The sequence below is a fragment of the Rhodococcus sp. A14 genome, from assembly GCF_011603105.1.
Taxonomy (GTDB): domain Bacteria; phylum Actinomycetota; class Actinomycetes; order Mycobacteriales; family Mycobacteriaceae; genus Rhodococcus_F; species Rhodococcus_F opacus.
This window is the reverse complement of record NZ_JAAOQS010000137.1, coordinates 1-20,743: the sequence shown is the minus strand read 5'-3', so window position 1 is coordinate 20,743 and position 20,743 is coordinate 1. Positions and strand designations below refer to the sequence as shown.

The 20,743-nt window shown below is 67.5% G+C and carries 18 protein-coding genes and 2 tRNA genes; 6 read left to right on the top strand and 14 right to left on the bottom strand.

All coding sequences use genetic code 11. The annotated features are described in order from the left end of the window. Together G9373_RS39970 and G9373_RS39965 are read right to left on the bottom strand one after the other, a co-directional pair. On the bottom strand, positions 1-639 hold a 639-nt coding region (locus G9373_RS39970), incomplete at its 3' end, for a sugar phosphate isomerase/epimerase (RefSeq protein ID WP_167120501.1). Between the two features lie 70 nt (positions 640-709). Beyond that, a complete protein-coding gene (locus G9373_RS39965) occupies positions 710-1,903 on the bottom strand; it encodes a phytanoyl-CoA dioxygenase family protein (RefSeq protein ID WP_054246323.1) in 1,194 nt (397 codons plus the stop codon). A 72-nt stretch (positions 1,904-1,975) separates the two neighbouring features. Between G9373_RS39965 and G9373_RS39960 the strand changes: the two genes are divergently transcribed. Then, a complete protein-coding gene (locus G9373_RS39960) occupies positions 1,976-2,989 on the top strand; it encodes a LacI family DNA-binding transcriptional regulator (protein WP_005570675.1) in 1,014 nt (337 codons plus the stop codon). 27 nt (positions 2,990-3,016) lie between these two features. On the opposite strand, the gene G9373_RS39955 is transcribed toward G9373_RS39960, so the two are convergent. From G9373_RS39955 to G9373_RS39920, 8 genes are all read right to left on the bottom strand, one after another. Next, complete coding sequence (locus G9373_RS39955; protein ID WP_005570674.1) at positions 3,017-3,790, bottom strand: M23 family metallopeptidase; 774 nt, start codon at positions 3,788-3,790, stop codon at positions 3,017-3,019. 260 nt (positions 3,791-4,050) lie between these two features. Further along, positions 4,051-5,985 (bottom strand): sugar phosphate isomerase/epimerase and 4-hydroxyphenylpyruvate domain-containing protein, encoded by a 1,935-nt coding sequence (locus tag G9373_RS39950; RefSeq protein ID WP_054246324.1) that lies wholly within the window; start codon positions 5,983-5,985, stop codon positions 4,051-4,053. A 7-nt stretch (positions 5,986-5,992) separates the two neighbouring features. Further along, positions 5,993-6,433, bottom strand: a complete 441-nt coding sequence (aroQ, locus tag G9373_RS39945) for a type II 3-dehydroquinate dehydratase (protein WP_005248177.1) — start codon at positions 6,431-6,433, stop codon at positions 5,993-5,995. Positions 6,434-6,501: 68 nt separating this feature from the next. Continuing rightward, on the bottom strand, positions 6,502-7,782 hold the full coding sequence (gene clpX / locus G9373_RS39940; protein ID WP_005248181.1) for an ATP-dependent Clp protease ATP-binding subunit ClpX: 1,281 nt from the start codon (positions 7,780-7,782) through the stop codon (positions 6,502-6,504). Positions 7,783-8,022: 240 nt separating this feature from the next. Further along, positions 8,023-8,685, bottom strand: a complete 663-nt coding sequence (locus G9373_RS39935; RefSeq protein ID WP_005264334.1) for an ATP-dependent Clp protease proteolytic subunit — start codon at positions 8,683-8,685, stop codon at positions 8,023-8,025. 48 nt (positions 8,686-8,733) lie between these two features. Further along, on the bottom strand, positions 8,734-9,321 hold the full coding sequence (locus tag G9373_RS39930; protein ID WP_005264333.1) for an ATP-dependent Clp protease proteolytic subunit: 588 nt from the start codon (positions 9,319-9,321) through the stop codon (positions 8,734-8,736). A gap of 184 nt (positions 9,322-9,505) precedes the next feature. Further along, the gene (gene tig / locus G9373_RS39925; RefSeq protein ID WP_005264332.1) at positions 9,506-10,900 is read right to left on the bottom strand and encodes a trigger factor; all 1,395 of its coding nucleotides are present in this window, start codon (positions 10,898-10,900) and stop codon (positions 9,506-9,508) included. A gap of 59 nt (positions 10,901-10,959) precedes the next feature. Next, positions 10,960-11,036, bottom strand: a tRNA-Pro gene (locus G9373_RS39920). Positions 11,037-11,175: 139 nt separating this feature from the next. Here G9373_RS39920 and G9373_RS39915 point away from each other — a divergent pair. Then, a tRNA-Gly gene (locus G9373_RS39915) sits at positions 11,176-11,249 on the top strand. A 254-nt stretch (positions 11,250-11,503) separates the two neighbouring features. Further along, entirely contained in the window at positions 11,504-12,322 is an 819-nt protein-coding gene (locus G9373_RS39910; protein ID WP_007296615.1) for a hypothetical protein, read from the top strand. 7 nt (positions 12,323-12,329) lie between these two features. Here G9373_RS39910 and G9373_RS39905 read toward each other — a convergent pair whose 3' ends face one another. Both G9373_RS39905 and G9373_RS39900 read right to left on the bottom strand, forming a co-directional pair. Then, positions 12,330-13,127 carry a DNA-formamidopyrimidine glycosylase family protein gene (locus G9373_RS39905; protein ID WP_005570671.1) on the bottom strand — a complete coding sequence of 266 codons (798 nt, stop codon included), beginning with the start codon at positions 13,125-13,127 and terminating at the stop codon, positions 12,330-12,332. A gap of 6 nt (positions 13,128-13,133) precedes the next feature. Continuing rightward, complete coding sequence (locus tag G9373_RS39900; protein WP_005248193.1) at positions 13,134-13,607, bottom strand: ribose-5-phosphate isomerase; 474 nt, start codon at positions 13,605-13,607, stop codon at positions 13,134-13,136. A gap of 58 nt (positions 13,608-13,665) precedes the next feature. Between G9373_RS39900 and G9373_RS39895 the strand changes: the two genes are divergently transcribed. Beyond that, entirely contained in the window at positions 13,666-14,649 is a 984-nt protein-coding gene (locus G9373_RS39895) for a M48 family metallopeptidase (protein WP_005570670.1), read from the top strand. Positions 14,650-14,667: 18 nt separating this feature from the next. On the opposite strand, the gene G9373_RS39890 is transcribed toward G9373_RS39895, so the two are convergent. Continuing rightward, positions 14,668-15,297, bottom strand: a complete 630-nt coding sequence (locus G9373_RS39890) for a DsbA family protein (protein WP_037207372.1) — start codon at positions 15,295-15,297, stop codon at positions 14,668-14,670. 127 nt (positions 15,298-15,424) lie between these two features. On the opposite strand from G9373_RS39890, the gene G9373_RS39885 reads away from it, so the two are divergent. Together G9373_RS39885 and pepN are read left to right on the top strand one after the other, a co-directional pair. Further along, a complete protein-coding gene (locus G9373_RS39885; protein ID WP_007296612.1) occupies positions 15,425-16,660 on the top strand; it encodes an FAD-dependent oxidoreductase in 1,236 nt (411 codons plus the stop codon). 72 nt (positions 16,661-16,732) lie between these two features. Then, entirely contained in the window at positions 16,733-19,312 is a 2,580-nt protein-coding gene (pepN, locus tag G9373_RS39880) for an aminopeptidase N (RefSeq protein WP_167120499.1), read from the top strand. Positions 19,313-19,333: 21 nt separating this feature from the next. On the opposite strand, the gene dinB is transcribed toward pepN, so the two are convergent. Continuing rightward, entirely contained in the window at positions 19,334-20,560 is a 1,227-nt protein-coding gene (gene dinB, locus G9373_RS39875; protein WP_167120497.1) for a DNA polymerase IV, read from the bottom strand. Positions 20,561-20,743 lie beyond the last annotated feature (183 nt).

The following is a 20,743-nucleotide window of genomic DNA, read 5'->3' as shown; positions in this document are numbered from 1 at the left end:
GACCCGCCCGAGAAGCGCCGCATCGACGTCCTTCAGGTGCGCGTGCGCGATCCGCTCGGGGGCCGTGGTGACGAGGTCGAGGGGGTCGGTGCCGCCGATCAGCAGGTGTCCGGTGTCCAGGCACAGCGGGATCGACGAGCCGTCCAGGATGCGGTCCACCTCGGCGCGGTTCTCGATCATCGTCCCCACGTGGGGGTGGATCACCGCCCGGAGCCCCCGGTCGGCAGCGGCCGACGACACGCGGTCCAGGTTGCGCAACAACGTCTTCCATCCCGAGTCGTCGAGTTCCGGTCGCGAATCGTAACCGATGGCTCCCGTCACCGCCGCCAGGACCATCACCTCCGACCTCGACGCGAGGAGTGAGTCGATCGCCCCGCCGACAGCAGCGACCGCGTCGTGATCCGGATCGTGGAGCAGTACCGGGACGAAGCCCCCGACCGCAGTCAGGTCGTAACGGGCGAGAGTGTTCGTCAGCTCGTGCGGCTCCGAGGGGAGGAATCCGTCCGGACCGAGTTCGGTGGCAGCGAGGCCGGCGTCACGCATTTCGGTGAGCACCCGGTCGGGGCCGAGCTGGTGGCCCCAGCCTTCCACCTCACACACTCCCCACGAAATCGGTGCGCCTGCAAGTCGAATCGTCATCGTCGTGTTTCATCCCATCGCACCGGACGGTGCTGTTGTAGTGACAGTGTGGCCGTGTCGACAATCCCGCTCACGGCCGCCGCCGGGTGGTCTGCTCGGCCAGACGCTCGGCGAGCACCGCCGGATCGGCGTTTGCCCGCAATGCTTCCCACACCGTGTCCACCTGAGTGGCCGGCGCGAGACTGTGCACCGGCTGATCGTGGTCGAGGTTGGTGGGGAACGGGTAGCACTCGGCCGTCGCGACGACGGCATTGCGAAGGGTGCGCTCGCTCGCTCCGGCACTCTGCCGTGCCAGCAGGGCCGGATATACGGCGTTCGCCATCGCCTCCCGGTCCAGCACCTCCATCGCCCGGCCGAACGGCGACGAGATCTGCAGCAGATTGGCCGTCCGCCGGATCGCGTCCGAACGGTTGTGGCCTGCACCGTGGTAGAGCGCCGGGTTGAAGAACACCGCGTCGCCTTTCCGCAGCGGCAGCTGAACGTGACTGTCGCGGAAGAACTCGACGAACTCCGGCCGGGAGAACGCCAGGTAGCCCGCCTCGAACAGGTGCGAGTACGGCAGATACAGGGTGGGTCCGCTCTCGACGGGCATGTCGCAGTGCGCCACCGCGCCCTGCAGTGTCAAGGTGGCCGACATCCGGTGCAGGTGCGCCGGATACTCGGTCAGCTCGTCCCGGGGCACGATGCCGAGGTGGTAGTCCCGATGCGGCACCTGCGCGGCACTGCCGGGGTTGACCACGTTGACCTGCGACGTCACCTGATACAGCGGCCCCAGCCAGCTCTGGCAGATCAGCGCGAGAATGTCGTTGGAGTAGTACTCGGCGAACACCTCCGGGGCGCCGAGAGCCAGCTTCTGCGCGGCGTTCCAGATGCGGTCGTTGGCGCCCGCCTTGCCGAAGTGGTCACCCACCACGCCACCCGACACGTGCTGCTGCGCGATGAGGAGATCGAATTGTTCCGTGGCGCGATCCACCACCGCGAGATCGCTGAAGGCGTTCTGGAACACCACGATTCCGGGTCCGTCGGTGAGCGCGCGCACGAGTTCGGTCTGCACGGCGCGGCGGGACTGCGCGTCGTCGAGGTGGGGCATCAGCGAGTCACTGCGGTACAGCAGGACGTTCCGTTCCACGGAGTGAGCGAACGGGTAGTCGGCGAGGTTCGTCGAGCGGTCAATGGACGCGCGAAACGAGTCGAGGTCACAGTCGGAGTCGGAGTCGCGGATCCACTCACGCCGGCCGGTCGGCGGAGGAGTCGTGATGGTCATGGGGATAGTCTTGCTGTGATGTGAGCGCCGAACAACAGCAGAAATCCATCATTTTCACCTCAGGAGCCGGCCGTGAAGCACCGCTACAAGGTCCGTGAGATCGCCCAGCAGTCGGGATTGAGCGAGGCGACCGTCGACCGCGTGCTCCACGAACGCCCCGGAGTACGGGAATCGACGAGAGCGGAAGTGCAGCAGGCGATCCGCGATCTCGACAAACAACGCACTCAGCTCAAGCTGAGTGGGCGCAAGTTCCTCGTCGACGTCGTCATGCAGTCACCCGAGCGCTTCACCACCGCGTTCCGCGCGGCCGTGGAGGCGGAACTGCCCGCTCTCGCTCCCGCCGTCGTGCGCTCACGGTTCCATTTCCGGGAAACCGGCTCCACACCCGCGATGGTCGAGACCCTTGATCGGATCGGGGCCCGCGGCACGCAGGGCGTGATCGTCAAGGCGCCCGACTCCGTCGAGGTCGTCGAGGCCATCGACCGGCTCACTGCGGCGGGGATCCCGGTGGTCACCTATGCCACCGACGTGCCGGGCAGCTCGCGGGCCGGCTACGTCGGGATCGACAACCGGGCCGCGGGGGCGACCGCCGCCTATCTCGTCGACCAGTGGCTCGGCGAGGTGTCGTCCACCGTCCTGATCACGCTGAGCAGCAACGCCTTCCGGGGCGAGGAGGAACGGGAGATGGGGTTCCGCGCCGCACTGCGAAGTTTCGGCACCGACCGTGCGGTGATCGACATCGCCGAGAGCGACGGGCTGGACGCGACCATCGAGAGCCTCGTCCTCCGGGCCCTCGAACAGAACCCGGACATCGCGGCCGTCTACTCGATCGGCGGCGGCAACGTGGCCACCACCCGCGCATTCGAACGCACCGGCCGCGCCTGCCGCGTGTTCATCGCCCACGACCTCGACGAGGACAACACGCGGCTGCTGCGCGCGGGCACGCTCTCCGCGGTGCTGCACCACGACCTCCGGGCCGACGCCCATCTGGCGTGCCGCATGCTGCTGCAGGCCCGGGGCGCGCTCGGTGGAGTCGCGACCGCGGCGTCACCCATCCGGGTGGTCACCCCGTACAACCAGCCGTGACGGCGTGGATCGGCGACTCGCCCGCGCCTAGCCCTGCCCCTGGGGGACGGGGACGCCGCGCGATTGGAACCAGCCCGCCGGATCGATCTTGGTTCCGTTGACCGCCCACACCTCGTAGTGCAGGTGCGGTCCGGTCGACTGACCCCGGTTGCCCATGGTGGCGATCTGGTCGCCGGCCCGGACCTGCTGCCCGACCGACACCAGTGAAGTGTCGATGTGGCCATACACGCCGGTGGTGCCGTCGTCCTGCTGGATGCGGACCCACAACCCGAATCCCGACGCCGGACCGCTCTCGATCACGGTGCCGTTGGTGACAGCCTTGATCGGGGTGCCGATGGAGTTCGCGATGTCGATCCCGTTGTGGTTCGTGCCCCACCGCGGGCCGAAGCCTGAGGTGAAGGTGCCGACGGCCGGGACCAGCACGGCGGGTCGACGCGCCGCTTCCTCGGCCGCAGCCTGACGCGCGGCCTGTTCGGCGGCCTCGCGAGCCAGCCGCTCGACCTCGGCCTTCTCGAACGCCAGCCGCTCGACCTCACGCTGGGCGGCGCGCTGGAGTTGCTCGGCGTAGTCGACGGGTACCGGGCGCGTGACCTGTAGGAACTGGGGCGGCGTCGAGAGAGACATGCCCGTCTCGGTCGACGCCTGCGCTACCTCACCGGTGGCCGCGGAGGCGATCCCCCCGGATGCGAGCAGTGCAGCGGCTGCCAGCGAGGTCGCGACCAGCCGTCTACGGGAGGTCTTCGTCGAACGGAGGCGCCGGGTGCGCCGGGCTTGCGGGACGGTGTTCGGGTGTAGAGCCAAAACCACATTCCTCTGTCGAGTGCGTGATCGATAACGAAACGGTCACGGTTTCGACACAGGTTAGTACGGATCGGGCTGAATCCTGCGCGTCGCGTTGACACACTCGGACGGGGTCAAGGTCTCGAACTGGATTACTCGACCTCATCAGTCACATGCACCCCGTGGGCCCACATCGACGACAGTGGTCACGCTCCAAAAGTGTCCGAAGTCACGGAGCCCGCGGTCGTGACCGCGGGCTCCGTGACCTTCGACTCGACCGCTCAGCCAGCCGCCCGCAACTGGGCCGCCAAACGCATCGCGGAGTTCGCGTCCCCGTATCCCTCGTAACCGCCGACGCGTTGCACCACCTCGAAGAACAGGTCGGCGCCCACCGTCTGGGTGAACAGATGGAAGAACTCGCCGTGCGCATCACGGTCGTACATGATGCCCGACCCGCTCATCCGGTCCAGGAGTTCGCGGGAGAGCCCGAAGCGGGCCTCGAGGTCGTCGTAGTAGTTCGGCGAAATCACGAGGGGCTCGAACCCGTTGGACTGCATGGTCGCGGCGGCGGTGAAAATGTCCGTGCACGAGAACGCGACGTGACTGATGCCGCCGCGCCGAGCCGCGGCGATGTGGGAGTTGCCCGACACCGCACCCGGAACCATGTTCAGGGAGATGCGCAGCGGACGGTCGACGCCGACGGCACCCGTCTGATCCATCGTCAGCGCCTGACTGCGCATCATTCCGACCGCGTCGGTGACATCGAGGCCCTCGTGCGGCGCCATCGCGAACACCGAACGGAGCAGCAGCATGATGCCGTCCCAGTTGTCGGACGGCACGGCGAGCGCCACGTGATCGACACCGGTGAAGACGGGCACCTCATCCTGCCAGCGCGACTCCGTCGGATACAGATCGAACGCCGACTGCCACGACGCGGCGCTGCCCGGGCCGCGCAGATCCAGCGACGTCGCGTCGGTGATCTTGAGACGCACCACATCCGATTCGGGTGCAGTGTCGACACCGGGCAACAGGACCTCGTGCACCGGGACCTCGAGCGCTGCGGCGCGCTCACCCCACGCGTCGGGATCGCTCGACCGGATACCGATCTGGGTGAGCACCGGCAGGTGCGCAGGCAGACCCGGAGCGGTCCACACCGTGCCCGCGGTCGCATCGACCACGATGGTCATCCGGCCGTGCCGCCACAACTGGAGGTCGTGGCTGCGGTGCCGGCCCACCAGACGGAATCCGATGTGCTGCAGCGCCTGCCGAAGGTCGGAATCCTTGCCCGGACCGGCCGCGAGCCGGAGCGACACGATGCCTTCGAGGGGTGCGCGCGGCGGCGGCTCGAACAGCGTCAGGCCGCGACCGGTGTCCTCACCGCGCTCGGCCTGCACGCGTGCGACCTCCTCCTGGAGGTACAGCAGCGAGCGGTGCGCGTCGGCGGCCGTGCGCCCCGTGGACGACTGCCGGAACGTGTCGTTGAAGATCTCGAGCGACCACGGTCCGGTGTATCCAGCGGCCTGGACGTGCGCGCCGAACGTCGCGAGATCGAAGTTGCCCTGCCCCGGGAAGTTCCGGTGGTGCCGGCTCCACTGCAGGATGTCCATCGACATGCGGGGCGCGTCGGCGAGTTGGAGGAAGAAGATCTTCTCCCCCGGGATGTCGCGGATGCCGGACGGGTCGTCGCCGCGGGAGAGGATGTGGAAGCTGTCGAGGCAGGTACCGAGGGCAGGATGGTCTGCGTCCTGCACGATCTTCCACGCGTGCCGGTACGTGTTGACGTGCGTGCCCCAGGCCAGCGCCTCGTAGGCGATGCGGAGTCCCCGGCTGTGTGCGCGCTCGGCGAGAGTGTGGAGTTGCTCGGTCAGGCGAGCGTCGTCCCGCACCGCCTCGGGCAACGGCGACGAGCACACCAGCAGGGTGTCGCAGCCGAGCTGCTCCATGATGTCGAACTTGCGCTCGGCTCGGATCAGGTTGCGCGCGAACGTCGTGTCGTCCACGGAGTCCAGATCGCGGAACGGCTGATACAGATCGAGGGTGAGTCCGAGATCCGCTGCGCGGGAAGCCAGCTCACGCGGCGACCACGGCGAGCTCACGAAATCGGGTTCGAACACCTCGAATCCGTCGAACCCGGCCGCCGCGATCGCGGTGACCTTCTCCTCCAGCGATCCGCTCAGGGATACCGTGGCAACGCTCGTACGAACCTGTCGTCCCATGGCGGCGTCAGCCCTTGTTGCAGATGAAGTCGACGGCCAGCGCATAGCCGAGGATTCCGAGTCCGGCGATCACACCGGTCGCGACCCCGGACACGTACGAGTGGTGCCGGAATTCCTCGCGGGCGTGCACGTTGCTGATGTGCACCTCGACGAGCGGCACCTCGAGCGTCACCAGGGCGTCGCGCAGCGCCACCGACGTGTGCGTGAAACCGCCGGGGTTGATCACGACGCCCGACGCCGTGGTCCGGGCCTCGTGCACCCAGTCGATCAGGTGGCCCTCGTGATTGGACTGCCGCGCGACGATCTCACGTCCAGCCTTCGCGGCAGCCGTGCGGCACAACTCCACGACGTCGTCGAGCGTCTCCCGCCCGTACACCTCGGGCTGCCGCTGCCCCAGCAGGTTCAGGTTGGGGCCGTTGAGAACAAAGATCGGTCCGGGAGCGGTCATCGCGCGCATTACCTCCATTTGTACGAACTAGTGAGTTAGTTCGCACCCAGGATACAGCGCGCTCCCGCCTAGGCGGACTTGTCTCGGCGTTCTCCCCGCTCCGGCTTGCGCGGAACGATGGTCGGAAGCACGTTGTCGTTGACCGTCTCGGCGCTGACCACGACCTTCTCGACGTCGTCACGGCTCGGGATGTCGTACATGACCGGCAGGAGGACTTCCTCCATGATCGCGCGGAGTCCACGAGCACCGGTGCCGCGGAGGATCGCCTGGTCGGCGATGGCCTCGAGCGCGTCCGTGGTGAACTCCAACTCCACGCCGTCCATGTCGAACAACCGGTTGTACTGCTTGACCAGCGCGTTCTTCGGCTCGGACAGGATCTGGACGAGCGATTCCTTGTCCAGGTTCGTCACCGACGCCACGACCGGCAGACGACCGATGAACTCGGGGATCAGCCCGAACTTGATCAGGTCTTCCGGCATGACCTCTGCGAAGTGGTCCTGCGTGTCGATCTCCGCCTTCGACCGCACCTCGGCGCCGAAACCGATGCCGCGCTTACCCACGCGATCGGACACGATCCGCTCGAGGCCGGCGAACGCGCCCGCCACGATGAACAGGACGTTCGTCGTGTCGATCTGGATGAACTCCTGATGCGGGTGCTTGCGACCGCCCTGCGGCGGCACGCTGGCCTGCGTGCCCTCGAGGATCTTCAGCAGAGCCTGCTGCACACCCTCACCGGACACGTCCCGCGTGATCGACGGGTTCTCGCTCTTGCGGGCGATCTTGTCGACCTCGTCGATGTAGATGATGCCGGTCTCGGCGCGCTTGACGTCGTAGTCGGCGGCCTGGATCAGCTTGAGGAGGATGTTCTCGACATCCTCACCGACATAGCCGGCTTCGGTGAGCGCCGTCGCATCGGCGATCGCGAACGGGACGTTGAGCATCTTCGCCAGCGTCTGAGCCAGATACGTCTTGCCGCAGCCCGTGGGACCGAGCATGAGAATGTTCGACTTCGCCAGCTCGACCGTCTCGCCGCGCGCATCACGACCCTTGTCACCGGCCTGGATGCGCTTGTAGTGGTTGTAGACCGCAACGGCGAGAGTCCGCTTGGCGGCATCCTGGCCGATCACGTAATTCTCGAGGAAATCCCGGATCTCGGCCGGCTTCGGCAGCTCGTCGAGCTTCACCTCGCTGGACTCGGCCAGCTCCTCTTCGATGATCTCGTTGCACAGGTCGATGCACTCGTCGCAGATGTACACCCCAGGCCCAGCAATGAGCTTCTTGACCTGCTTCTGGCTCTTACCGCAGAAAGAGCACTTGAGCAGATCCCCGCCGTCACCGATGCGTGCCATCTCGTCAGGTCCCTACTTCCTTCGTCTACGTGCAACCATCGAACCGATCCCACGCCGTGCGCGCACCGACCGAAAACGAAAGCCCGTTATGTGACCGTACCCGCAGATCGCGAGCGAGGTCGACTGGTTGTCGGTGATTCGCGCACCGATCTTCCGGGAAAGCCAGCCTTGCCGATCCCGCACCCGGCTCGCGGCAACCGCGCCGTAACGGCGTGTCGCCCGAGCCGGGGCGGCAGGAAATCACTTCTGGGCGCTGAGTTTGCGGTACTCGAGCACGTCGTCGATGATTCCGTATTCCTTGGCCTCGGCGGCCGTGAGGATCTTGTCGCGATCGGTGTCCTTGCGGATCACGTCGGCATCCTTGCCTGTGTGCTTCGCGAGGGTGGTCTCCATCAGGCGACGCATCCGCTCGATCTCGGCAGCCTGGATCTCGAGGTCGGAGACCTGACCCTGGATGCCGCCGGTGGCGGGCTGATGGATGAGGACACGAGCGTTCGGCAGGGCGAGACGCTTGCCGGGGCTACCGGCCGCCAGCAGCACCGCGGCAGCCGAGGCCGCCTGGCCGAGGCACACCGTCGTGATGTCGGCGCGGACGTACTGCATGGTGTCGTAGATCGCCATCAGCGAGGTGAACGAGCCACCCGGCGAGTTGATGTACATGGTGATGTCGCGATCGGGGTCCAGCGACTCGAGAACGAGCAGCTGAGCCATCACGTCATTGGCCGACGCGTCGTCCACCTGCACGCCGAGGAAGATGATGCGTTCCTCGAACAGCTTGTTGTACGGGTTGGACTCCTTGACGCCGTAGCTCGAGTGCTCGATGAACGACGGCAGGATGTAGCGAGACTCGGGGCCTGCGGGCGCCTGGCCTCCCAGGCTGCGGGGATCGAACAGGTTGGTCATCAGTTCTCCAAAGGATGTGTGGGAGCGGTCAGTGAGGAAGCCGGGCCGCTACAGCCCCGTCCCGCCCGCCTGCGCCGCGCGGGAGACGACGTGGTCGACGAAACCGTATTCGAGAGCCTGCTGTGCGGTGAACCAGCGGTCACGATCCGAATCGGCGGTGATCTGCTCGACCGTCTGACCGGTGTGCTCGGCGATCAGCTCGGCCATTTCGCGCTTGGTGTGCGCGAACTGCTCGGCCATGATCGCGATGTCACTGGCGGTACCACCGATTCCGGCGGACGGCTGGTGCATCATGATCCGCGCGTGCGGGAGCGCGTACCGCTTGCCCTTGGCCCCGGCGGAGAGCAGGAACTGACCCATCGACGCGGCCAGACCCATTCCGAACGTCGCGACGTCGCACTCGGCGAACTGCATCGTGTCGAAGATCGCCATGCCGGCGCTGACCGAACCGCCGGGCGAGTTGATGTAGAGGGAGATGTCCCGGCTGGGATCCTCTGCCGACAGCAGCAGGATCTGAGCGCACAGCTTGTTCGCGATGTCGTCGTCGACCTGGGTACCGAGGAAGATGATGCGCTCGCGCAGCAGGCGTTCGTACACCGAGTCGCTGAGGTTCAACCCAGCGGTGGCTGAAGTCATGGCGGGACTCTGCAAAGTCTCCAGGTGATTGGAAGTCACGGTACCTGCCTTCTCCGTAAATCGTTGATTGCTGACACAGACACTAACGAAGGAGGGCGGCACCGGAGTCCCGGTGCCGCCCTACTTCGCTCAAAGCGGAAAACAACTCACAGCCGAACGCGAGAGAAACATCCCGCGACCAGCATTACTTCTGGTCTTCGCCCTCGGCGGAATCCGACGCAGCCTCGTCCGTGGACGCAGCCTCCTCGGCGTCGGCCTCACCGTTGCCGAACAGTTCGGCGGTGTCGACAGCGGCACCCGAGGTGTCGGTGACGGTGGCCTGCTCGACGACACCGGCGAGAGCCTTGCCGCGACGCACGTCCGCGAAGACGGCGCCGAGCTGGCCGGCCTGCTGGATCTGCTGGATGAACTGCTCGGGGGCCATGCCGTAGCGCTGCGCCTGGAACAGGATGCGCTCGGTGAGCTCGTCCTGGCCGACGGTGACGTCGGAGGCGTCGGCGATGGCGTCCAGCAGCAGCTGGGTCTTCACCGAGCGCTCGGCGCTCTCCTTGGCGTCCTTGTCGAACTCTTCGCGGCTCGTGCCCTGCTCCTCGAGGAGCTTGTTCAGCGCTTCCTCGTCGTGGTCGAGACCGTGCACGGCGTCGTGCAGTGCAGCGTCGACCTCGGCCTTGACGACGGCCTCGGGCAGCGGGACCTCGACGGTCTCGAGCAGGGTCTCGAGGACCTTGTCGCGGATCTGACCGGCCTGCTCGACCTTGCGGACGCGTCCGACGCGCTCACGCAGGTCGGCCTTCAGCTCGTCGAGGGTGTCGAACTCGCTTGCCAGCTGAGCGAACTCGTCGTCCTCGGCAGGCAGCTCGCGCTCCTTGACGGTACCGACGGTGACGGTGACGACAGCTTCCTTGCCCGCGTGGTCACCGGCGACGAGCGTCGAGGTGAACTCCTTGGACTCGCCGGCCTTGACGCCGACGACGGCCTCGTCGAGGCCCTCGATGAGCTGACCCGAACCGACCTCGTGCGACAGACCGCTCGCGGTGGCCTCGGGAACGGCCTCACCGTCGACGGTCGCCGACAGGTCGATGGAGATGAAGTCTCCGTCCTCGACCGCACGCTCGACACCGGTGAGGGTGCCGAAGCGCTGACGCAGCGACAGGAGCTGCTCCTCGACGGCCTCGTCGGTGATCTCGATCGGATCGACGGTGACGCTCAGCTCGCTGTAGTCGGGCAGCGTGATCTCGGGACGGACGTCGACCTCGGCGGTGAACTCGAGGAGCTCGCCGTCCTCGATCTTCGTGATCTCGATCTCGGGCTGACCGATCGCCTTCACCGAGGCGCTGGTGACGGCCTCGGAGTAGCGGGACGGGAGTGCGTCGTTGACGACCTGCTCCAGGACTGCGCCACGACCGACACGGGCTTCGAGCAACTTGGCCGGTGCCTTGCCCGGACGGAAGCCGGGGAGACGGATCTGTTGCGCGAGGGCCTTGTAGGCCTTGTCGAAATCAGGCTTGAGCTCCTCGAAGGGCACCTCAACGTTGATACGGACTCGCGTCGGGCTGAGCTGCTCGACGGTGCTCTTCACGGACTGGCTCCTTCGTGTGGTCGTGCTTTTCTGTGCGGCAGTTACCTGCCCTGTGGTTCTGGTCGGGGTGACAGGATTTGAACCTGCGACCCTCCGCTCCCAAAGCGGATGCGCTACCAAGCTGCGCTACACCCCGGTCGAAGCCGGCTCTCGCCAACCTCGCGAGGACCCGAGGAAGAATCCTACGGCCCCCCGATTATGAAATCCAAAGCGAGGTTGGGTACAGTCACTCATCGCAGACGACATGCATGGCGATCCCAGGTAGTCGTATGCACGGGGATGTAGCTCAATGGTAGAGCCTCAGTCTTCCAAACTGATTACGCGGGTTCGATTCCCGTCATCCCCTCCACACAGGAGCGTTCCCACCCCAGGGAACGCTCCTTTTTTCATGTTCGAGGGCGGCCGCAGAGACCGCATCCGCTATGACATGCGTCACATGGACGGTGGGCGCGGCCCCACTCGCCCTCCGCCGGACCACTCCCCCGTTCGCCGAGCGCGTAACCACGATTTCGGTCAGTACTCTGGGAGATGTCCGATTTGTCCCCTACTCGTGGATGTTGCAGCTCCGCAGCCGGCGGTCCGCGAAGACTCCGGAGGCCCACCGTGGAACTGCTACTCATTCTCGTGATCGTGGCGGCGGTCGCCTTCCTGGTGGTGAGGAGCCGCAGCAACCGCGCCGGGCAGACCGCGAACCAGCTCGAGGACGCCAAGGCAGACGCGCGCCAGGCCATCGAACGGCTCGGCGGACAGGTGTACAGCCTCACCGGATCCGACACCGCCTCCCAGCAGGCACTCGCCGACGCATCCGAGCGCTACACCGCCGCCGGCTCCCAGATCGATCAGGCCACGACGCCCGTCCAGGCGCGTCTCGCCAAGCAGACGGCACTCGAGGGTCTCTACTACATCCGCGCCGCCCGCACGGCCATGGGCATGGACCCCGGCCCGGAGATTCCGTCCATCGACGGCCAGAAGTCAGCGGGCGCGGTCACCGAGGACCGTGAGGTCGAGTTCGAGGGGCGGCAGGTCGCGGCGTCGCCGAACCCGTCGTCGAAGACACCGAACTACTACCCCGGTGGCCGCGTCGCGGGACGCCCGGTTCCGGCCGGCTGGTACTCGGAGCCGTGGTGGAAGCCCGCTCTCGTCGCAGGCGCGTGGGGCCTGGGCTCGATGTTCCTGTTCTCGGCGATGTTCTCCGGGATGGCCGGAGTGGGGTACGACGCGCAGGGCTTCGAGAGCGGAGCGGGCGACGCGTCCCAGGACACCGGTGACGCGGGCGCAGACGGCGGTGGCGACGGCGGTGACGCAGGCGCGGACGGCGGCGGCGACATGGGCGGGGACGCCGGTGGCGACGGCGGCGGATTCGACTTCGGTGGCGGCGGAGACGGCGGCGGGTTCGACTTCGGTGGTGGGTTCGACTTCTAGCCGGCCGTCAGGAGGGCTGGCAACTCGGGCACCAGAAGAGGTTGCGGCCCTTCATGACCGAGTGGGCCACCGGGGTGCCGCAGATCCGGCACGGTGATCCCGCCCGCCGGTAGACGTACGTCCGGGGACGATCCTTCGCATACGCCGGATCGCCGTGATCGTCCTCGGGACGGACGACGTGCATCTTGCCGCGGCGGACCCCGACCTTCATCAGGGCGACGAGGTCGGCCCACAGCGCGTCCCACTCGTCACGGGACAGCGCGCGGCCGGGCCGGTCGGGGTTGATGCCGTGCCGGAACAGGACCTCCGCCCGGTACACGTTGCCGATGCCCGCGATCACGGCCTGATCCATCAGCAGTGCCCCGACCGGGGTCTTCGACGCCGAGATGCGTTTCCACGCCTTGTCGGGATCGGCGTCCTTCCGCAGCGGATCCGGTCCCAGCCGCGCCTCGATGGCGGCGACCTGCGGCGGATGGAGAACCTCACAGGCCGTCGGACCGCGGAGGTCGGTGCCGAATTCGGCGCCGACCATCCGCATCCTGACCTGCCCGACCGGCGGTTCCATCGGAACGGCCGATTCCGTGAATGCTCCGTACAGTCCCAGATGGACGTGCACGACCAGTCCGGACTCGTAGTGATGCCACAGGTGTTTACCCCAGGCCTCGGACTTGACGAGGACGCGGCCGTCGACGAGGGCTGCGTCCTCGGCGAATCTGCCCTGCGGGCTCAGCACCCGCACCGGCGCACCGGCGAACCGGCGTTGGTGCAGCCGGGCCAGCCGGTGCAGGGTGTGACCTTCGGGCAAGGACGATCAGGCCTCGGGCAGGGCCGGGGCGACGCCGGTCTTCTCGAACTCGGACAGGATGTCGATGCGGCGCTGGTGGCGCTCCTCGTTCGACCACTCGGCGGCGAGGAACGCGTCCACGATCGCGAGGGACTCCTCGAGGGAGTGCATGCGGCCGCCGAGGCCGATCAGCTGAGCGTTGTTGTGCTGGCGGGCCAGCTGCGCGGTCTCGACGCTCCACGCCAGGGCACATCGCGCACCCTTCACCTTGTTCGCGGCGATCTGCTCACCGTTGCCGCTGCCGCCCAGCACGATGCCGAGGCTGCCCTCGTCGGCGACGACACGACGAGCCGTCTCGATGCAGAAGGCGGGGTAGTCGTCGAGGGCGTCGTAGACATGAGCGCCGCAGTCGACGGTCTCGTGGCCCGCGGCCTTCAGGTGTTCGATGATCTCGTTCTTACGTTCGAATCCGGCATGGTCGGCACCCAGGTATACGCGCATGACTGGTGATTCTGTCAGGCGTCCTCGCGAATCGTGTCAGGGGCCCGGGACGCTTATCGTGATCAGCATGTATCCCGACAACGGACAGAACTGGGGACAGGCGTATCCGGGACATCGGCAGGCCCCCGCGCAGCACCAGTGGAGTGGCGGGACGGGATGGAATCCTCCGGTCCCGTTGCCGGGCCTCATGCCGCACGACAGGCCCGCCCGGCACTCGTGGGAGATCCCGCTGCTCGTGGCGGCGATCGTTCTCACCGTGGTCGCCTACGTCGCGGCGATCGCGGCACTCTTCCTCGGCGTGGTGTCCACCTGGGTGCTCATCGTGCTGATCGCACCGATCCTCATCGCCGTCGGCCGCGGCCAGCTCTACGGCTCGCAGCAGGTGAACGGGATCAAGATGACGCCCACCCAGTTCCCCGACGGGTATCGGATGGTGGCCGAGGCGGCTGCGCGGTTCGGGATGACCGAACCGCCCGACGCGTACGTCGTGCTCGGGAACGGCCGGATCAACGCGTTCGCATCCGGACACGGTTTCCGCCGCTTCGTCGTGGTGTACAGCGATCTGTTCGAGATCGGCGGCGAGGCCCGCGAGCCCGACGCCCTCGCCTTCATCATCGGCCACGAGGTCGGTCACATCGCGGCCGGTCACGCCTCTTACTGGCGACAACTGGGACAGTTCGCCGCCAACTACATTCCCGTCGTCGGGTCGGCGCTGTTCCGATCGATGGAATACACCGCAGACAATCACGGCTACTGTGTGCGGCCCCAGGGCGCCCGCGGCGCGATGGGCGTTCTCGGCGCGGGCAAATACCTCGTCAGCATCGTCGGCTTCGACGAACTCGCCGACCGGGCCACCACCGAACGCGGGTTCTTTCCGTGGTTCGTGAATCTGCTGTCGGGACATCCGGTGCTGACCTGGCGCGCCGCCGCCCTGCGGAACAGGACCCGGCACGGTCACCTGTTCGTGAAACCCGGCCAGATCTACCGCGATCCGCAGCAACTGCAGTACGCGGCCGACCCGGCCGGGCCCGTCACTCGGTGACCGTGCCCGGGACGGGGCTCAGTCGAACTGGGGGTCCTCGGTCCGGGTGCGCTTGAGTTCGAAGAAGTGCGGGTAGCCGGCCAGCGCGACCGCACCGTCCCACACCTTGCCCGCGTCCTCGCCGCGGGGAATCCGCGACAGGACCGGGCCGAAGAACGCGACACCGTTGACGTGGATGGTCGGGGTTCCCACGTCCGGTCCGACGGCGTCCATGCCTGCGGCGTGACTCTCGCGCAGTGCGGCGTCGAACTCCTCCGATTCGGCGGCCTCGGCCAGTTCGGCCGGGAGCCCGACCTCGGCGAGCGACTTGACGATCACGTCGCCGAAGTCCTTGTTGCCGTCGTTGTGGATGAGCGTGCCCATCGCCGTGTACAGCGGCAGCAGGATCTCGTCGCCGTGCTTCTGCGCGGCCGCGATCAGCACCCGCACCGGGCCCCACGCCTTGGTCATGAGCTCGCTGTATTCCTCCGGCAGATCCCGGCCCTCGTTGAGGACGGCCAGGCTCATCACGTGGAAGTTCGCCTCCAGGTCGCGCACCTGCGTGGCCTCGAGGATCCATCGCGAGGTGATCCAGCACCACGGGCACAGTGGGTCGAACCAGAAATCAGCGACGTCCTTGGCGGTCCCGGCGTTAGTCCCAGCACTCACGTGATGCTCCTTCTCGGTGATGTACACATTCCCGTCCAGTCAACACCTCCCCTCCGGGAATCCTTCCCGGAGACCCCGCTCGCGGCAGTAGGGTCGAAAGTGGTCGACCGGAAGGGAGCATCCTCACATGTCCTCCACTCGCACGTTCGTCGTCGTCGGCGGCGGCCTCGCCGGAGCGAAAACGGCAGAAGCATTGCGTGACAAGGATTTCGACGGATCGATCATCCTCCTGTCGGAGGAGGAACATCTTCCCTACGAGCGACCTCCGCTGTCGAAGGAACACTTCGCAGGCAAGAAGGCACTCGGCGACTTCACCGTCCACCACGGCGACTGGTACCGCGACCATCACGTGGACCTGCGGCTCGGCACCACCGCCACCGCCCTCGACCTCGCCGCCCACACCGTGACGCTGCCGGACGGTTCCACGCTGGGATACGACAAGCTCGCCCTCGCCACTGGTTCGCGCTCGCGCCGCCCACCGATCTCCGGGTCCGACGCCGAGGGCGTCCACTACCTCCGCACCATCGACGAATCGGACAAGCTCATCGAGGCGGTCGCCGGTGGCCGACGACTCGTGGTGATCGGCGCCGGCTGGATCGGCCTCGAGGTGGGTGCCTCCGCGCGGGAGAAGGGCGCCGACGTGACGGTGGTGGAAGCCGCCGAAGTTCCCCTGCTCGGCTCCCTCGGCCCCGAGATCGGCTCGGTCTTCGCCGAACTCCACCGCGAGCACGGCGTTCAACTGCACCTCGGCGCGACGGTCGAGGAGATCGTCGTCGAAGACGGCAAGGCCACCGGGGTTCGGTTGGGCGACGGCACCGTCCTGCCCGCCGACGCGGTCCTCGTCGCCGTCGGTGCGGCACCCAACATCGAGATCGCGGAGCGGGCCGGACTCGACGTCGACGGCGGCGTTCTCGTCGACGCCGGGTTGCAGACCAGCGACCCAGACGTCGTCGCGGTGGGCGACATCGCCGCGCAACAGCATCCGCAGCTCGGCACCCGCATCCGGGTCGAGCACTGGGCGAACGCGCTCAACCAGCCGGCCGTGGCCGCCGCCACCATGCTCGGGCACGAGGCGGAATACGGGAACCTGCCGTACTTCTTCACCGACCAGTTCGATCTGGGCATGGAGTATGTGGGGTACGCCCCGCACGATTCGTACGACCGGGTGGTCGTGCGCGGCGATTTCGCCGCACGCGAGTTCGTGGCCTTCTGGCTCGACGCGGACAACCACGTCCTCGCCGGCATGAACGTCAACATCTGGGATGTCACCGATCAGATCAAGAAACTGGTGTCGTCGTCCGCCCCGGTCGATCCCGACCGCCTGGCCGACCCCGGGGTGCCGTTGGCCGACCTGTCCGGTTAACACCCCCGGCCCACTCGTGATGGGATGGCAGCATCGAGTACGAGCACCGCCGCCGATCACGAGGAGACCTCTGTGGCCCCACCGAACCTGACCCGCGAACAGGCAGCCGAACGAGCCGGACTGCTGACCGTCGACAACTATCTGATCGAACTCGACCTCACCGACGGGACAGGTCAGCCCGGAGTCGAGACGTTCTCCTCTCGCACCACCGTCACGTTCGGGGCCACCCCCGGCGCGTCCACGTTCGTCGACATCGTCGCGGCCCGTGTGCATTCGGCCACGCTGAACGGCTCCCCCGTCGACGTGTCGAACTACGACGAGTCCACCGGCATCACACTCACCGATCTCGCGGAACGCAACGAACTGGTGGTCGAGGCCGACTGCGCGTACTCGCACACCGGTGAAGGGCTACACCGCTTCGTGGACCCGACCGACGACGCGGTGTACCTGTACTCGCAGTTCGAGACCGCCGACGCCAAGCGCATGTTCGCCTGCTTCGACCAGCCCGACCTGAAGGCGACGTTCGACGTGCACGTCACGTCCCCCGCCGACTGGAAGGTGATCTCCAACTCCGCGACCGTCGAGACGGTGGCGCCGGACGCCGGCCGCCACATCTTCCGCACCACACCGAAGATGAGCACCTACCTCGTCGCGCTCATCGCCGGCCCGTACGCGGAGTGGACCGACAACTACTCCGACGAGCACGGCGACATCCCGCTCGCGATCTACTGCCGCGCCTCCCTCGGGAAGCACATGGACTCCGAGCGCCTGTTCACGGAAACCAAGCAGGGCTTCCAGTTCTACCACCGCAATTTCGGCACCCCCTACGCGTTCGGGAAGTACGACCAGCTGTTCGTCCCCGAATTCAACGCGGGCGCAATGGAGAACGCCGGCGCCGTGACGTTCCTCGAGGACTACGTCTTCCGGTCCAAGGTGACGCGGGCGTCGTACGAGCGGCGCGCCGAGACCGTCCTGCACGAGATGGCGCACATGTGGTTCGGCGACCTCGTCACCATGCGCTGGTGGGACGACCTGTGGCTCAACGAGTCCTTCGCGACGTTCGCCTCCGTGCTCTGCCAGAGCGAGGCCACCGAATACACCAACGCGTGGACCACGTTCGCCAACGTCGAGAAGTCCTGGGCGTACCGGCAGGATCAGCTGCCCTCCACCCACCCCATCGCCGCCGACATCCCCGACCTCGCCGCGGTCGAGGTGAATTTCGACGGCATCACGTACGCGAAGGGCGCCTCGGTCCTCAAGCAGCTCGTCGCGTATGTCGGGCTCGACCCCTTCCTGTCCGGCCTGCGGGACTACTTCCGCGACCACGCCTTCGACAACGCCACGTTCGACGACCTCCTCGGCGCACTCGAGAAGTCGTCGGGCCGCGACCTGTCCGACTGGGGAGCCCAGTGGCTCAAGACCACCGGGCTCAACATCCTGCGCCCCGAATTCGACGTCGACGCGGACGGCAAGTTCACGCGGTTCGCCGTCCTGCAGTCCGGCGCCGCACCGGGTGCCGGTGAGCGACGGGTGCACCGTATCGCCGTCGGCGTGTACGACGACCGGGACGGCAAGCTCGTGCGCACGAAGCGGGTGGAACTCGACCTCGACGCCACCGAACGCACCGACGTCGCCGAACTCGTCGGTGTCGAACGCGGTCAGCTGATCCTCGTCAACGACGACGACCTCACGTACTGCTCGCTGCGGCTCGATCCCGACTCGCTCGCCACCGCCATCGACCGCATCGGCGACATCGACGAGCCCCTCCCCCGCACGCTGGTGTGGTCGGCGGCCTGGGAGATGACGCGTCAGGCCGAACTCAAGGCGCGGGACTTCGTCGCCCTCGTGCAGCGCGGCGTCGGCGCCGAAACCGAGGTCGGCGTCGTCCAGCGACTGCTGATGCAGGCCCAGACCGCGCTGCACAGCTACGCCGAACCCGAGTGGGCCAAGGAACACGGCTGGCCGGACTTCGCGAACCGGCTCCTCGAACTGGCGCGGGAAGCCGAGCCGGGTTCGGACCACCAGCTGGCGTTCGTCAACGCGCTGGCGGGGGCGCAGCTGTCGGCGTGGCACACCGAGGTGCTGCAGGAACTGCTCGACGCCGCACCCGAGACGGTCGGGCTTCCGGGGCTCGTCGTCGACACGGACCTGCGCTGGCGTCTCGTCACCGCACTCGCCGGGGCCGGTGAGATCGACGCCGAGGGCGTCGAGACGCCGTTCATCGACGCCGAAGCCGAACGCGACCCCACCGCGGCAGGTGCCCGCAACGCCGCCGCCGCAGCCACCGTCCGCCCGCAGGCCGCGGTGAAGGAACAGGCCTGGAACCGGGTGGTCGGCGACGATTCCGTGCCGAACATCACCGCCCGCTCGATCATCGGCGGATTCGCCGGTCACGGCCAGTCCGAGATCCTCGCACCGTACGTGGCCCGCTACTTCGCGGACATTCCCGGGGTGTGGGAGCGGCGTTCGAGCGAGGTCGCGCAGACCGTCGTCGTGGGTCTGTACCCGTCGTGGTCGATCAGCGAGGAATCCGTGGCGGCAGCCGACGAATTCCTGGCCGGCGACCACCCGCCCGCCCTGCGCCGCCTGGTGGTCGAGGGCCGCGCCGGGATCGTCCGGTCGCTGGCGGCCCGAAAGTTCGACGCGAGCTGATCGGTGGCCGATCCTGCCGGCCTAATCCGGCAGGATCGGCACCGTCACACCCTGATCCCGGCCCAGCAGCACGGCGCGGGTGACGGCCGAGGAGCCGAAGCGGTCGCGGAGACTGTCGAGCGTGCTGTCGAGTGAACTACTCGTGTACGGGTCGAACGGCAGCGCCAGCTGTTGCGGGCAGTCGTCCTCGAGGTTGGCCACCGCGATTCCCACGAGGGTGATGCCCTTGCGTTCGATCATCGGCATCGCGTTGTTCAGCAGGCCGCGGGCCGTCGTGAGGATCGTCTGCGTCTGAGCCGACGGCTGCGCGAGTGTGTGCGAACGCGTCACCCGGGTGAAGTCGTCGAACCGCAGCCGGAGCACCACCGTGCGCCCGACCCGCTCGCCGCGGCGCAATCGGCCGGCCACCCGGTCCACCAACGTCACCAGAGCGGCGTCCACATCCTCCCTCGACTTCGGTCTGCGCCCCAGAGCGTCCTGCGCGCCGACGGATCTCCGCCTGCGCCCCACCTGCACGGGACGCGGGTCGCGTGCCCAGGCGAGCGCGTGGAGGTGGTGGCCCGCCGCGGGTCCGACGATGGACACGAGCAGCTCTTCGGGATGGTGGGCGAGCTGGCCGACGGTGGCGATCCCGGCGTCTCGGAGCTTGACCGACGTCACCGCGCCGACACCCCACAGCCTTTCGACCGGCAGCGGATGGAGGAACTCGATCTCGCGGTCCGGCGGCACGTGCAGCAGTCCGTCGGGTTTGCCCACCGCGCTGGCGACCTTCGCGAGAAACTTCGTTCTCGCGATCCCGACCGTGATCGGCAGACCCACCTGCTCGCGTACGTCCCGGCGCAGACGCGCCGCGATGTCGACCGGCGCGCCAGCGATCTTGCGGAGACCGGCGACGTCGAGGAAGGCCTCGTCGATCGACAGTCCCTCGACCAGGGGCGTCGTCCGGCCGAAGACTTCGAACACCGCCTTGCTCGCGGCCGCGTACGCCGACATTCGTGGGCGCACCACGACGGCGTGCGGGCACAGGCGCAGCGCCTGCGCACCGCTGCTGGCCGTGCGCACCCCGTACGCCTTCGCCTCGTAGCTCGCGGCCAGCACGACGCCGCCGCCGACGATCACCGGACGACCCCGCAGGCCGGGGTCGTCCCGCTGCTCCACCGAGGCGTAGAACGCATCGAGGTCGGCGTGCAGGATGGTCGCCTCGGCGCCACTCGAGATGCGCGGGCGCGGCGAATCGGACACGAACATATGTTCGCATCGACCACCGACAGAAGTCGAGGGTCGTTCAGGCCGACAACAGTGTTCGCAGCGCGGTGGGTGTCTCGCCGAGGTGGGCCCCGATGGTCCTGGTCATGTGCGCCTGATCCGAGAATCCCAGGTCCGCGGCGAGTCCGGCGAGGTCACGGTCGCCGTTCTCGATCCGCTCGAGCG

Excerpts from the sequence above, each read along its gene's own strand:
- G9373_RS39965 (WP_054246323.1), bottom strand. The coding sequence starts at position 1,903 with ATGACCATCACGACTCCTCCGCCGACCGGCCGGCGTGAGTGGATCCGC.
- G9373_RS39950 (WP_054246324.1), bottom strand. The coding sequence starts at position 5,985 with ATGGGACGACAGGTTCGTACGAGCGTTGCCACGGTATCCCTGAGCGGA.
- aroQ (WP_005248177.1), bottom strand. The coding sequence starts at position 6,433 with ATGACCGCTCCCGGACCGATCTTTGTTCTCAACGGCCCCAACCTGAAC.
- clpX (WP_005248181.1), bottom strand. The coding sequence starts at position 7,782 with ATGGCACGCATCGGTGACGGCGGGGATCTGCTCAAGTGCTCTTTCTGC.
- G9373_RS39935 (WP_005264334.1), bottom strand. The coding sequence starts at position 8,685 with ATGACCAACCTGTTCGATCCCCGCAGCCTGGGAGGCCAGGCGCCCGCA.
- G9373_RS39930 (WP_005264333.1), bottom strand. The coding sequence starts at position 9,321 with ATGACTTCAGCCACCGCTGGGTTGAACCTCAGCGACTCGGTGTACGAA.
- G9373_RS39900 (WP_005248193.1), bottom strand. The coding sequence starts at position 13,607 with ATGCGCGTATACCTGGGTGCCGACCATGCCGGATTCGAACGTAAGAAC.
- G9373_RS39885 (WP_007296612.1), top strand. The coding sequence starts at position 15,425 with ATGTCCTCCACTCGCACGTTCGTCGTCGTCGGCGGCGGCCTCGCCGGA.
- dinB (WP_167120497.1), bottom strand. The coding sequence starts at position 20,560 with ATGTTCGTGTCCGATTCGCCGCGCCCGCGCATCTCGAGTGGCGCCGAG.